The organism is Clostridium sp. CM041 (assembly GCF_055081035.1).
Window position 1 is genome coordinate 3,543,367 of record NZ_CM143648.1, and the last position, 11,839, is coordinate 3,555,205.

At 34.5% G+C, this 11,839-nt stretch carries 13 protein-coding genes; 11 read left to right on the forward strand and 2 right to left on the reverse strand.

The genetic code is table 11. The features are described from left to right. The first annotated feature begins 13 nt into the window (after positions 1-13). The 3 genes from ACWJJT_RS16695 to folK are packed head-to-tail and all read left to right on the forward strand — an operon-like array spanning position 14 to position 2,215. Positions 14-520 carry an HD domain-containing protein gene (locus tag ACWJJT_RS16695; RefSeq protein ID WP_462955507.1) on the forward strand — a complete coding sequence of 169 codons (507 nt, stop codon included), beginning with the start codon at positions 14-16 and terminating at the stop codon, positions 518-520. 39 nt (positions 521-559) lie between these two features. Then, positions 560-1,366 (forward strand): dihydropteroate synthase, encoded by an 807-nt coding sequence (folP, locus tag ACWJJT_RS16700; RefSeq protein WP_462955508.1) that lies wholly within the window; start codon positions 560-562, stop codon positions 1,364-1,366. Positions 1,367-1,399: 33 nt separating this feature from the next. Next, positions 1,400-2,215, forward strand: coding sequence for a 2-amino-4-hydroxy-6-hydroxymethyldihydropteridine diphosphokinase (gene folK, locus ACWJJT_RS16705; protein WP_462955509.1), 816 nt, complete (start codon positions 1,400-1,402; stop codon positions 2,213-2,215). A 26-nt stretch (positions 2,216-2,241) separates the two neighbouring features. On the opposite strand, the gene ACWJJT_RS16710 is transcribed toward folK, so the two are convergent. Together ACWJJT_RS16710 and ACWJJT_RS16715 are read right to left on the reverse strand one after the other, a co-directional pair. Continuing rightward, the gene (locus tag ACWJJT_RS16710; protein ID WP_462955510.1) at positions 2,242-2,727 is read right to left on the reverse strand and encodes a DUF4883 family protein; all 486 of its coding nucleotides are present in this window, start codon (positions 2,725-2,727) and stop codon (positions 2,242-2,244) included. Positions 2,728-3,146: 419 nt separating this feature from the next. Next, positions 3,147-4,034: a LysR family transcriptional regulator gene (locus ACWJJT_RS16715; RefSeq protein WP_462955511.1), complete on the reverse strand. Its 888-nt coding sequence runs from the start codon at positions 4,032-4,034 to the stop codon at positions 3,147-3,149. A gap of 455 nt (positions 4,035-4,489) precedes the next feature. Between ACWJJT_RS16715 and ACWJJT_RS16720 the strand changes: the two genes are divergently transcribed. The 8 genes from ACWJJT_RS16720 (at position 4,490) to ACWJJT_RS16755 (ending at position 11,799) form a co-directional block, all read left to right on the forward strand. Next, positions 4,490-5,278: a CoB--CoM heterodisulfide reductase iron-sulfur subunit B family protein gene (locus ACWJJT_RS16720; RefSeq protein WP_462955512.1), complete on the forward strand. Its 789-nt coding sequence runs from the start codon at positions 4,490-4,492 to the stop codon at positions 5,276-5,278. A 19-nt stretch (positions 5,279-5,297) separates the two neighbouring features. Beyond that, a complete protein-coding gene (locus tag ACWJJT_RS16725; protein ID WP_216301752.1) occupies positions 5,298-5,708 on the forward strand; it encodes a 4Fe-4S dicluster domain-containing protein in 411 nt (136 codons plus the stop codon). A 47-nt stretch (positions 5,709-5,755) separates the two neighbouring features. Next, on the forward strand, positions 5,756-7,741 hold the full coding sequence (locus tag ACWJJT_RS16730; RefSeq protein ID WP_462955513.1) for an FAD-dependent oxidoreductase: 1,986 nt from the start codon (positions 5,756-5,758) through the stop codon (positions 7,739-7,741). Continuing rightward, positions 7,732-8,196 (forward strand): hydrogenase iron-sulfur subunit, encoded by a 465-nt coding sequence (locus ACWJJT_RS16735; protein ID WP_462955514.1) that lies wholly within the window; start codon positions 7,732-7,734, stop codon positions 8,194-8,196. The genes ACWJJT_RS16730 and ACWJJT_RS16735 overlap by 10 nt, the downstream gene beginning before the upstream one ends. Continuing rightward, complete coding sequence (locus ACWJJT_RS16740; RefSeq protein ID WP_165412858.1) at positions 8,184-9,167, forward strand: 4Fe-4S dicluster domain-containing protein; 984 nt, start codon at positions 8,184-8,186, stop codon at positions 9,165-9,167. Before ACWJJT_RS16735 ends, ACWJJT_RS16740 begins: the two co-directional genes overlap by 13 nt. Then, positions 9,164-10,216 (forward strand): 4Fe-4S dicluster domain-containing protein, encoded by a 1,053-nt coding sequence (locus tag ACWJJT_RS16745; protein WP_462955515.1) that lies wholly within the window; start codon positions 9,164-9,166, stop codon positions 10,214-10,216. The genes ACWJJT_RS16740 and ACWJJT_RS16745 overlap by 4 nt, the downstream gene beginning before the upstream one ends. Then, entirely contained in the window at positions 10,200-11,057 is an 858-nt protein-coding gene (locus ACWJJT_RS16750) for an FAD/NAD(P)-binding protein (RefSeq protein WP_462955516.1), read from the forward strand. Before ACWJJT_RS16745 ends, ACWJJT_RS16750 begins: the two co-directional genes overlap by 17 nt. A gap of 61 nt (positions 11,058-11,118) precedes the next feature. Further along, on the forward strand, positions 11,119-11,799 hold the full coding sequence (locus tag ACWJJT_RS16755; protein WP_462955517.1) for a 4Fe-4S dicluster domain-containing protein: 681 nt from the start codon (positions 11,119-11,121) through the stop codon (positions 11,797-11,799). Positions 11,800-11,839: the final 40 nt, after the last annotated feature.

Sequence of the window (11,839 nt, forward strand, 5' to 3'; positions counted from 1 at the left end):
CTCTAAAAGGGGGGTGGAAATTATAGATAATAATTTAATGAATGATAAAATAAATCTTATTATAGAAAACTATAGCTTTGTGTATAATTTAAGGAAGATAGAAAACTTCGAAGAACATAGAGAATTTTGCCTGCATGATATGCAGCATTTTTTAGACGTGGCACGACTTATGTACATAATGAGTTTAGAAAAGCATTTGAATATACCAAAACACATAATTTATACAACTGCACTTTTGCATGATATAGGTCGGGGAGAAGAATATGAAAATGGGACACCTCATGATATTGCTAGTCGGCAAATTGCTAAAAACATATTAAAGCAGTGCAAATATAGTGCTAAGGAAATAGATGAGATTCTAGAGGCTATAGGTAAACATAGAAGCAATACTGAAAATTTAAATAGTTTAAGTGATGTATTATATAAGTGTGACAAGCTTTCAAGAAATTGTTTTAATTGCGAAGCTATTGATGGGTGTAAATGGCCAGTAGAGAATAGGAATTTGAAGATAACATACTAGAAGTACAGTTGAGTGAATGAGATTATGAGGAGGAAGTTTATGAAAATGGGAAACCGAAATTTTGAAATAGGAAAAAGAACTTACATAATGGGGATTTTAAATGTAACTCCTGATTCCTTTTCTGATGGTGGAAAATTTAGTGATATTAGTTCAGCAATAAATCATGCGAAAAAAATGGTTGCTGACGGGGCAGATATTATTGATATTGGTGGCGAATCCACAAGACCGGGACATGACCCCGTAAGTGAAGAAGAAGAAATTAAAAGGGTAGTGCCTATTATAGAGGCTTTAAAGAAGGAAATAAGAGTCCCTATTTCTGTGGACACATATAAAGGCAGAGTTGCAGAGCTTGCAGTAAAGGCAGGGGCAGCAATGATTAATGATGTATGGGGGTTTAAGAAGGACGCATATATTGCAAACGTTGCTGCTAAGTATAATGTGCCTTGTTGTTTAATGCACAATAGAGATAATAAAAATTATACTAACTTAGTTTGTGATATACTTAATGATTTGGAAGAAAGTATAACAATTGCACTAAAAGCAGGAGTTAAAAAAGAAAATATTATTTTGGATCCAGGCATTGGTTTTGCAAAAAGTTATGAAGATAATTTAAAAACTATGAATAACCTGGAAAAGCTAAATAGTTTAGGGTATCCTGTACTTCTAGGAACCTCCAGAAAATCCATGATAGGGTTTGCACTAGACTTACCTGCAAGTGATAGGCTTGAGGGAACACTTGCAACTACAACTATTGGAATAATGAAGGGCTGCGAATTTATAAGGGTACACGATGTATTAGAGAATAAAAGGGTTTGCATTATGACAGATGCTATATGTAGAAGCTAAGAAAACACCCTTATTTATAAAGGAGACAATACTATGGACAAAATGTACATAAAAGATTTAGAGGTTTACGGACACCATGGTGTCTTTAAGGAAGAAAAAACCTTAGGACAACGTTTTTTAATTTCATTGGAGCTTTTCCTTAGTTTAAGAGAGGCAGGCATCACTGATGATTTAACTAAGACGGTTCATTATGGTGAGCTTTGTCAATTGGTTGAGGAAGAATTTAATAAGGAAAGTTATGATTTAATAGAGAAAGCTACAGAAAAATTAGCTGAGTTTATACTCTTAAAATATGATTTAGTTCAAAGAGTAAAGGTTAAAATAAAAAAACCTTGGGCGCCAATTGGAAAACCACTACAATATGCAGCGGTAGAAATAGATAGAAAATGGCATACAGCGTATATTGGTATAGGTGGAAATATGGGGGACAAAGAGAAAAATGTGAAAGAGTCATTAGAGCTTATAAACAATTCTTATCATACCCAAATAACAAAAACATCAAAATTTTATGAAACGAAGCCAGTAGGATATCTAGAGCAAGATGATTTCTTAAATTGTGCTATTGAAATAAAAACACTTTTAAATCCATTAGAGATTGTAAGATTCCTGCTATCTATAGAAAAAGAATTAAAAAGGGAGAGAGTTATAAGATGGGGTCCTAGAACAGTAGATTTGGATGTGCTACTGTATGATGATATTATTAGTTCTTTAGATGAAATAATATTGCCTCATCCAAGAATGCAGGAGAGAATGTTTGTTTTAGAGCCACTGTGTGATATAGCACCTTATGTTATGCATCCAATTTTAAATAAATCTATAATTGAAATCAAGGCATCCTTAAAGGAATAACCGGATAAAAACAAATACCTTATACCTTATTTAGGTATAAGGTATTTGCATAATCCATAAAGATTATAGGCTTTGTACATTTTACTAGTATCAATGTAATCCATTTTGTAGGAGCCATCCCAGGGATATATGGAAATGAATTTTTCGTTATAGACATTTATCATATATTTATTTTTGCTGAAGGTTAAAAATATCTTATATATTGGTTTATCTGGTAAGTTCGCTGGTTTATCTATGAAACTATCATTATTTAATGAATTAAAAAACTTGGCGAATGAAGATAAATCCTCCTTGGAAAAATCTTTCTTCTTATAAAAATTCATATATAGAGCATAATGCTCAGTAGGATTTTCTAGAGATAAATCTTTCATTAATAACTTGGTATAGTAAAAATTGTTTGGTTTACTTTTTATAAAAATGCTTTTATCAAAATTGTATCTACAGCCGAAGAGACTTAAAGAAAAAAACACACAAATTACGAGTAAAATACATTTCCTTTTGTTAATATTCAAATAACCACATCCTTTAAATAAAATATGTTGATTAATTATCTTTTAGTACACAAAATAGTAATGTTTGGATATTTTAATATTTATATGGTGATGGAATTGATATCAAAAGAACTCATATATATATATAATTATCTAAATGCTTTAGGAAATCAAAACAAAAATGAAAGAACCGCCTGAAGCCAGGTGGTTCTTTCATTTTTGTTCCATATAACATCTTATTATTTCTTATAGGATCCAGGTTTTACAATGCTGTGCAATTCCTGACAGTTGGTTTAGGGCGATTCCACTTATACTCAATAATATACTCTTCATTTACATTAATCAGAGCATATTCATTTTTAGTGTACTAAAGGGGGTGTAGTTCACTATCATCTCAAATTATGTAATTAATTATATTATAAAATTATTTGTAGCTAAGATTAACTCTTAAGAGGGGTTATGGGATTTGTAATTAAGAAATCAATAAATGCCTTTGAAGCGTTGGATAGATAACGATCTTTTTTCCAAACGACAGCAATTTTTATGGGAATAGCAGTACTTAATGGAACTTTTGTTATATTTTCATTATCTTCAACAATTTCCTTTAGTAAAAAGGAAATGCCAACCCCGTTGGTAATAAGGCCCTTGATGGTTTCTAATTGTGTGGACGATAAAATAATATTAGGTTGAATATTGCATTCATTAAAAGATTCTAATATCTTTTGTCTGATGTAGAAGCCTTCTTTTAGTAGGATAATAGGTTCGTTCTTAATATCTTTAAATGTAATGGTTGATTGTTTGCTTAAAGGGTGTTCCTTTTTTAAGCAAACGAAGAGCTCACTATTTAAAATGGGAAGGGAAGCTAGGGACTTATCGGAGGAATCGATGATAATGAGACCTAAATCAAGGTCTCCATTTTCGACCATTTGTTTTGTTGTAAGGGACCCATATTCGGAAATATTGAGTTTAATATTTGGATGTGATTTTTGGAAATCAATAAATACTCTTGGAAATATAAAAGTGCTGATCAGTGGAGGGATACCTATCGTCAGGATGACATTTTTAAGATCCTGGCAATCCTTCATTTCTGCAACGGCATTGGTTACTTGTCTTAAAATATCATCTACCCTTTTTAAGAAGATTTTGCCTTCGTCTGTTAGGGAAAGCTGTTTTTTAGAGCGGTCAAAGAGCACAATGGACAGTTCCTTTTCTAGATTTTTGATAGAATTGGTAATAGAAGGCTGAGTTACATAAAGTTTTTTGGCAGCCTGTGTAATATTATTTAATTGACATACCATTTGAAAATACTCTAACTGTCTTAATTCCATAACATATCCCCCTAATTATAAGTTTTAACTATTATATCATAGTTAAATGATATTTTTAATTTATAACAACGCGTGTTATAGTTTTAACAAGAATTTAAATAAAATAACATAAATGTTAAAAAGAGAAAAGCAATGTTTCTTTTTAAAAAATGTTAAAATATTAACATGCTTAGAGGGATAAAAATCTGTAATCGTTTTAAATTTACAATGTATATTCCTCTCTAATTATAAGCTTAGACCATTATATCATAGTTTAATGGTTTTTTTAATTTAGGATAACATTTGTTATAGCTTTATCAATAAATTAAATAAAGCCCCAGTGTTTTTTTAAAATCATTAATGTTAAAAAGAAAAAATCCATATTTCTTTGCCAATAAGTGTTGAAATATTAACAAACTCGAAGGGAGGTGTAAATCTAGACTTGTTCGTTTGTTTAAAAGTCTAGATGAATAAATATGAAGTATAGTTATTATCCAGGTTGTACGTTAAAGACGAAAGCTCAGGAATTAGAAAAGTTTGCACTGGATGCTGCAAACGTTTTGGGGTTTGAGTTAGAAGAGCAAAAGGAGTGGCAGTGTTGTGGTGCTGTATATCCCATGGCCACTGATGAAATAGCTACTAAGTTATCCTCAGTAAGAAGCCTAGCAGGAGCACGGGACAAAGGTGAAAAACTAGTTACTTTATGTGCAGCATGCCATCACGTGATTAAAAGGGTCAATGAAGATATGAGGACCAAAGATGACATAAGAACAAAGGTTAACAATTACTTGGAGCTAACGAAAGAATACGCGGGAGAGACGGAAGTCCTTCACTATCTTGAAGTGCTCAGGGATGAAATAGGATTTGATGAACTCGCTAAAAAAGTAACAAATCCTCTTACTAACCGTAAAATTGGTGCATATTATGGATGCTTGCTACTTCGTCCCAGCGGAACAATGAATTTTGATGATCCAGAAAACCCTTCTATTATAGAGGATTTTATAAAAGCCATTGGTGCAACTCCTGTAATATATCCTTATAGAACGGAGTGTTGTGGAGGGTATCTTTGTTTAGATCAAAAGGATCTTGTAAATAACATGACAAATACTATAATTCAATCAGCTGTAAAAAATGATGTAGAAGAGATTGTTACTGCATGCCCACTTTGTAAATATAATCTAGAAATTAGTAATGATGGGGCCAAAAATAAACTATCTATCAGCTATTTCACGGAGCTTTTAGCAGAAGCGTTAGGTGTCAAATAAGATAGGAGGGGATAGTGCAATGAAAAGAGTGAAAATATATTCTGACAAAAAATTAAAAGAGTTAGATCAAATTTCTCAAATTAGTGGGCAGAGGATACAAGATTGCATCCAATGTGGGAAATGTTCAGCAAGTTGTCCTGCAAGTGAAGGTATGGATATCCTGCCTCATCAGGTCATAAGATTACTTCAGACAGGAGAATTAGACAAGGTTACAGAGAGTAAAACAATTTGGTCTTGTGCTTCATGTTTTACATGTTCCCAGCGTTGTCCTAGGAATATAGATATTGCAAACGTTTTAGAGGCAGTTAGGCTTATAATCCTTAGACGTACAGGAGAAAACAGAATAAAAGCTGAAGAGGTCTTTGGAAAAATAGATGATAAAATGCCCCAGCAGGCAATTGTAAGTGCATTTAGAAAGTATAATAAATAATTTTTACAAAAAAATAATGACACTGTTATTTTAAAGGAGGAATCAAATTGCAGAAAATTGGAGTTTTTGTTTGTTGGTGTGGAAGCAATATAGCAGCTACCGTGGACATTGATAAAGTTATAAAAGAAGCTGAAAAAATGCCTGGAGTTGTATATGCTAAAGACTATCAATATATGTGTTCCGAAGTAGGCCAGAATTTGATTAAGAATGCGATAAAAGAGCAAAAATTAGATCGAGTTGTGGTAGCATCATGTTCTCCTAGAATGCATGAGGCAACATTTCGAAAAGCGGCAAAGGCAGCGGGATTAAATCCTTATTTATTAGAAGTTGCAAATATTCGCGAACATTGTTCTTGGATACATAAAGATAAAGAGATAGCAACCCCGAAGGCCATAGCTCTTGTTAGGGCTGCAGTGGCTAAAGCAACATTAAATAGTGAACTTGTACCAGGTGAAATAGATGTAACGAAAAGGGCACTTATTATTGGTGGAGGAATTGCAGGAATCCAAACGGCTCTTGATATTGCTGAGGCTGGTTATCAAGTGGATATCATTGAGAAGTCACCAAGCATTGGTGGAAAAATGTCTCAGCTAGATAAAACATTCCCTACCCTGGATTGTTCTGCATGCATTTTAACGCCGAAAATGGTAGATGCGGCGTCTCATACAAATATAAACATATACACCTACAGTGAGCTAGAGTCAGTTAAGGGATATGTGGGAAACTTTGAAGCAACCATTAACCAAAAATCACGAAGTGTAGATATGGACAAGTGTACTGGTTGTGGCGTTTGTGCTGAAAAATGTCCTTCAAAAAAAGCTAAAAATGAATTTAATGAAGGCTTAAACAATAGAGGAGCTATTTATATGCCTTTTGCTCAGGCTGTGCCAAACGTACCTGTTATAGATAGAGAACAGTGTATCAAGTTTAGAACAGGGAAATGTGGACTTTGCGAAAAAGTATGTACAGCGGGTGCCATTGATTTTTCTCAGGAAGATACCAAAATAACAAAACAATATGGGGCTATAGTGGTATGCACAGGTTATGATCTTATAGGTTTAAATAAATTTGGAGAATATCAGTATGGTGAGCACCCTGATGTAATTACATCTCTTGAATTTGAGAGATTAACAAATGCTGCAGGACCAACAGCAGGCCATCTTGTGTGTCCATCGAATCATAGAGTGCCTAAAAAAGTAGTGTTTATACAATGTGTGGGATCAAGGGACAAATCTTCTAGGGGTAAACCTTATTGTTCTAAAATTTGTTGTATGTATACAGCAAAACATGCAATGTTACTCAAGGATCATTATCCCGATATGGAAGCCTATATTTTTTATATTGATGTTCGTACACCAGGGAAAAACTTTGAAGAGTTCCAGCGAAGAGCTGTTGAAGAATATGGTGTTCATTATATTAAAGGTATGGTTGGTAAAGTTTTTCCAAATGGAGATAATCTTCAAGTTAATGCTATTGATGCTTCGACTGGAGAAACAGTTCAAATTGATGCAGATTTAGTAGTGCTCGCAGCGGCGACTAAGGCCAAAGACGATGCAACTACAATTAAAAGGATATTAGGTATAAGTACAGATACAAATAATTTTTTTACAGAGGCTCATCCAAAACTTCGTCCAGTGGAAACTCATTCTGCAGGAATATATTTAGCAGGAGCATGCCAAGGACCAAAAGATATCCCAGAAACGGTGTCACAAGCTAGTGCTGCAGCAGCAAAGGTAATTGGGGTATTAAGTAAGGATAAATTGGTTAACAATCCTTGTGTTTCAGAAGTAGATGAATCAATTTGTAGTGGATGCCTTGCGTGTACTAAAATTTGTCCATATGATGCAATTTCATCAAGTACAATTGAAGTTAAAGAGAACGGAAAAACAATTACAAAAATAGTTGCAAAGGTAAATGAAGCACTTTGCCAAGGTTGTGGTGGATGCACAGTAGCTTGTCGTCCTGGTGCCATTGATCTTAAAGGATTTACAAATAAACAGATTTTAGCGGAGGTGGATGCCATATGTCGATAGAAGCCGAAAAAATCGAGGGATTAGATGAAAATAAATTTGAACCCTTAATTGTAGCCTTTTGTTGTAACTGGTGTAGTTATGCAGGAGCAGATTTAGCAGGAACAAGCAGATTAGCATATCCTGCCAATGTTAAAATTATTCGGGTTCCATGCTCATGCAGAGTAAGTGAAAACTTCATACTCAGAGCATTCCAACATGGAGCTGACGGCGTAGTAATTGCCGGTTGTCATCCAGGGGATTGTCATTATACAAGTGGAAACTATCATACAAGACGACGTTTTTCAGTTTTGGCAAATTTACTTGTATTTATGGGAATAGAAAAAGAACGTTTTAGAGTGGATTGGATTTCAGCAGCAGAGGGACAAAAATTTTCAAGCGTTATGAATGATGTATTAGAGAAAGTTCATAAACTTGGTCCTAATAGAAAGTTGAGGGATGAAAGATGGATAAGATAACTGAAAAAATAAGAGCGACCGCAAAACTTGCCCTAGAAAATGGGGAAGTAGAAAAAATTATAGGATGGGAAAAGGGAGATACCTTTGATGATTCCTATCCCGTATTTATTACAGAAGCGGATAAAGTAGATTCTTTAATATGGGACTGCTTCTGTGTTAATAACCTAAGTAAATATTTACTTAAGGAATTAAAGGACAATAAAAAAGTAGGTATATTTTTAAAAGGATGCGATTCTCTTGGATTTAACCAACTGATAAATGATAACAGAATAGACCGCGCGAAGGTTGTGGTCTATGGAGTAAGTTGCTCTGGTATGATTGATCCAGAAAAAGTAAAAAAAGGAGGGTTAAATAAAGGCCTTCTAAGCGTGAAAAGATCTGGGGATGAAATTATATTTGTGAAAAATGATGGTGAAAAGAAGGTTTCAGCAAGTGAATTTGAATATGACAAATGCATTAAATGTAGACAGCCGAATCCTGTAGTATATGACCAGTTGATGTCGGATTTTGTAGGGAGAGAAGTGGATCCACTAGAACGATTTAAAGATGTGGAAAAACTTGAATCCCTAACAGATAAGCAGCGATCTGATTTTTGGGCTGCTCAATTTTCAAAATGCATAAGATGTAATGCTTGTCGTAATATATGTCCTGCATGTAATTGTGTAAAATGTATTTTTGACAATGATAAGGCAGACGTATCAGGTAAAGCAAAATTAGATAGTGAAGAGCAGTTTTATCATATTATTAGGGCTTATCACGTTGGTGGTCGTTGTGTGGACTGTGGAGAATGTAGCAGAGTATGTCCAGCAAATATCCCACTTCACCTATTAAATAGTAAAATCATGAAAGATATAAATGAACTTTACGGTGAATATGATGCGGGGTTAGATCCATCTAAACAAGCCCCAATCGGAATGTATAAACTGGATGATAGTGATTCCTTTACATCGCATGGAGGTGGGAAAAAATGATGAAGAAAATATTAAAGAATCAGTTTTCGCAGCTTTTTAGTATGATTGTTAAATCCTATGAACTGTTTTTGCCTATTGAAGTGGATGGAGATGTAAACTTCAACCTGTGGAAACAAGGAGATACGGTGAATGTAGAAAAACTGAAAACTAATATTTCACCAAAAAGTTTTATTTTCCCCCAAAGTGAAACCTACTTAAAGTTTAAAAGAGATGGAAAGAAACTTGAACTAGAAAATGTAGGAGGAAAGAAAGAGGACTATGTACTATTTGGTGTGAGACATTGTGATGCAGCGAGCTTTAAGCTACTTGACAATGTATTCCTCGTTGATCCTGTAGATGCTTTATACGAGGAAAGACGAGAAAAAGGAACCATCGTTTCTATGGCCTGTTTTGATCCAGAGGAAACTTGCTTTTGTAGTTCATTTGGAATAGAACCACAGACAGCTTCTAAAGAAGTAGATGTTAACACATGGGATATGGGAGATAGCATACTTTGGAATCCACAAACCCCAAAAGGTGAAAACTTAACGGAGAAATTAAAGGACATTTTAGAAGATGCAACTGAGCAGGATATAAGTGAATTAAAGGCATTGAAAGAGGCTACAAAAGTGAAAGTTAAAAATCTTCCTTTAGCAAATATAGACCCTAAAAAAATAACGGGAGAGCTTAAGGAGTTATTTGAATCTAAAATTTGGGGAGAACTTAGTGAGCGTTGTTTAGGTTGTGGTTCATGTACTTATGTATGTCCTACTTGTCATTGTTATGATATTGGTGACTTTAAGGGTGATACATCTGGAGAAAGATTCCGTTGCTGGGATTCATGTATGTTTTCGGACTTTACCCTGATGGCTCATGGAAATATCAGAAAAACGCAAAAGGAAAGGTTCAGACAGCGGTTTATGCATAAGCTTGTTTATTATCCAAATAAACAAAATGGTGTATACGCTTGCGTTGGATGTGGAAGGTGCATAGAAAAATGTCCAGTTCATTTGGATATTGTTAAAGTAATTAAAAAGTTAGGTGGTGAACAAAATGAGCTGCAATTGTAATATACATGAACATAAACATGTAAATCCTTTAATGCCAGAACTAGCTGAAATAGTGGACATTAGGGAAGAAACACACGATGTAACTACTTTTAGAGTTACAAAACCTGGTGGTGGAAAATCATTTGAACATATGCCAGGTCAATGTGCGATGATTTCGGTTCCTCCACTTGGAGAAGCGATTTTCTCAATCACTTCTTCTCCAACAGAAAAGGATTATATGGAGTTTAGTGTAAAAAGATGTGGAGTAGTTACAGAATATCTACATGGTTTGGAAGTTGGGAGTGAAATAGGTATTAGAGGACCATACGGAAATAATTTCCCTGTAGAGGATGAGCTAAAAGGAAAAGATCTTCTTTTCATCGGTGGGGGTATAGGACTAGCACCCATTCGTTCCGTTATAAACTATGTAATGGATAATCGAGACGATTATGGAAAGGTAGATATTTTATATGGGGCAAGAACGCCTGGAGATCTTGTCCAGACAAAAGACATCTTTGAAAATTGGCCATCAAGGTCTAATACAGACGTTTATTTGACGGTTGATCGAGAAGTCGAGGGATGGGAAGGACATGTAGGATTTGTTCCCAGTTATATTAAAGAGATTGGATTTAGCACAAATAAAGTGGCTTTGGTATGTGGACCGCCAATTATGATTAAATTTGTTCTTCAAACGCTTGAAGAAATGGGATTTAAGAAGGATCAGGTATACACCACATTGGAATTAAAAATGAAATGTGGCGTAGGGAAATGCGGACGTTGCAACATCGGAGATAAATATGTGTGTAAAGATGGTCCCGTATTTAGATGCGATGAGATAGATCAACTTCCAGATGAATATTAATGTAAACACTAAAACGGTTTAACCCATTAGAGATTAGGGGTAAACAAAGGAGGCATATAAAATGGCCAATAAAGAAATGGTGGAAATATATATATTAAATAAAAAGTACTCTGTACCTTCAAGCCTTACAATCATGGATTCCATGGAATATGCAGGGTACCAATTAGTTAGAGGATGTGGATGTAGGTCGGGCTTTTGCGGTGCTTGTGCTACGATATATAGAATTAAAGGTAAGAAAGAATTAAAGGTATGTTTAGCATGTCAAACAAAGGTTGAAGATGGTATGTATCTTACTCAATTGCCATTCTTTCCTGGAGACAAAAAATTATATGATATGAATGAATTAGAGCCAACGGCTGATACAATGATGAAGCTTTATCCTGAAATATACAGCTGCATTGGATGTAACTCTTGTACGAAGGGATGCCCCCAGGACCTTAATGTTATGCAGTATATTGCCTATGCCCAAAGAGGAGACATTGAGAAATGTGCCCATGAATCTTTCGACTGTGTTATGTGCGGAATCTGTGCTTCTAGGTGTCCTGCCAATATAACTCATTACCAAGTAGGGGTGATTGCACGCCGGCTTACAGGTAAATACATTGCCCATGAAACAGAACATTTGACACAGAGGGTACAACATATTAAAGAAGGCATGCATGATGATTCATTAAGAGAACTAATGGCTAAAAATGTTGATGAATTAAAGGGAGTATACAATACAAGGGATATTGAAACGTAAAAATTAGCTTAGAATTACATAAAAATATAGTTTTACCAGG

Coding starts and splice junctions, on each gene's coding strand:
- folP (WP_462955508.1), top strand. CDS start 560: ATGAAAATGGGAAACCGAAATTTTGAAATAGGAAAAAGAACTTACATA.
- folK (WP_462955509.1), top strand. CDS start 1,400: ATGGACAAAATGTACATAAAAGATTTAGAGGTTTACGGACACCATGGT.
- ACWJJT_RS16715 (WP_462955511.1), bottom strand. CDS start 4,034: ATGGAATTAAGACAGTTAGAGTATTTTCAAATGGTATGTCAATTAAAT.
- ACWJJT_RS16720 (WP_462955512.1), top strand. CDS start 4,490: ATGAAGTATAGTTATTATCCAGGTTGTACGTTAAAGACGAAAGCTCAG.
- ACWJJT_RS16725 (WP_216301752.1), top strand. CDS start 5,298: ATGAAAAGAGTGAAAATATATTCTGACAAAAAATTAAAAGAGTTAGAT.
- ACWJJT_RS16735 (WP_462955514.1), top strand. CDS start 7,732: ATGTCGATAGAAGCCGAAAAAATCGAGGGATTAGATGAAAATAAATTT.
- ACWJJT_RS16740 (WP_165412858.1), top strand. CDS start 8,184: ATGGATAAGATAACTGAAAAAATAAGAGCGACCGCAAAACTTGCCCTA.
- ACWJJT_RS16745 (WP_462955515.1), top strand. CDS start 9,164: ATGATGAAGAAAATATTAAAGAATCAGTTTTCGCAGCTTTTTAGTATG.
- ACWJJT_RS16750 (WP_462955516.1), top strand. CDS start 10,200: ATGAGCTGCAATTGTAATATACATGAACATAAACATGTAAATCCTTTA.
- ACWJJT_RS16755 (WP_462955517.1), top strand. CDS start 11,119: ATGGCCAATAAAGAAATGGTGGAAATATATATATTAAATAAAAAGTAC.